Raw genomic sequence first — 988 nt, forward strand, 5'->3', positions numbered from 1 at the left:
TTTACGTAAGTAACCTGTTTTTATACAAGTAACGCTGTTTTTTTATTATTTGCAGAAAATTTGTTACAATAGAAATGTTTACAGGTTCGGATTTATAAGTGAGCAAGATTTTAATCGATGGAAAGGAGGCTGAATCGAATGAATAACGAGTACATAGTAGGGTGGGGAACGCTCGCTCTCATTAATGCTGGGCTTGCACAAGGGAAAAATCGATCGGGGCTTATCTGGTTTCTCTTGTCCTTGTTAGGAGGTCCGATTGCTACGTTCATTTTAGTTGTTTTACCAAAGGAATAAGGCATGCATCATTTTCTGAAAAGCGAAGGAGAGAGCTAACATGGAAATCAGAATGGCATCAAAAGAGGATATGAAGTTTTTATATGAAAAGACACCCCAGGCATTACAGGAAGGAACCCTGGGCTACATTAACGTGGATTTCAAAAGCATCGAGGAACCCATTCACAAATTGCTGGAGAAAGGGGCTTGGTATCTGGTAGGCAAGCAGAATGAGCAAATCGTTGGCTGGGTGCTAGCGGGCAGCATCACCGAGCAGTTTACTAATAAAGAGCTCGGTTATATTTTCGAGCTATATGTCATGCCCGAGTCGCGTGGAAAGGGATATGCGAAACCACTAATGGAAGCGGCCATTCAGAGGCTAAAAGAACAGGGATATGCTGAAATCAGACTAAATGTCTATGTAGCTAATGAAGCAAAATCGCTTTATGAAAAGCTTGGGTTTCAGGAACGCAATGTGATTATGAGCTTAAAGTAAACAGCAAAAAGTATCAAATTTTTTTATTTCTTCCTCGCTATAATGACAATACATCACATGTTACATTCGAGGAGGAAATGTTATGCAAACCAGACAAGGCTACTTCACGTATCTAGAAGGTACAAATAAAGAGGTTGGTGAGCAGCAAGCTGAAATGCTACGCCATATCCCCTACTTGTATCAGGTTTATTTTGTAGAGGAGACAGATGCAATTTCAGA

Annotated in this window: 2 protein-coding genes; both read left to right on the forward strand. The window is 40.3% G+C overall.

Translation table 11 applies throughout. The features are described from left to right. The first annotated feature begins 138 nt into the window (after positions 1-138). Positions 139-294 carry a hypothetical protein gene (locus AYJ08_RS23855; RefSeq protein ID WP_003339682.1) on the forward strand — a complete coding sequence of 52 codons (156 nt, stop codon included), beginning with the start codon at positions 139-141 and terminating at the stop codon, positions 292-294. 40 nt (positions 295-334) lie between these two features. Beyond that, complete coding sequence (locus AYJ08_RS05390) at positions 335-769, forward strand: GNAT family N-acetyltransferase (protein ID WP_064016876.1); 435 nt, start codon at positions 335-337, stop codon at positions 767-769. Positions 770-988: the final 219 nt, after the last annotated feature.

It is taken from the genome of Brevibacillus sp. SKDU10 (genome assembly GCF_001645205.1).
In the GTDB taxonomy this organism is placed as follows: Bacteria; Bacillota; Bacilli; order Brevibacillales; family Brevibacillaceae; genus Brevibacillus_B; species Brevibacillus_B halotolerans.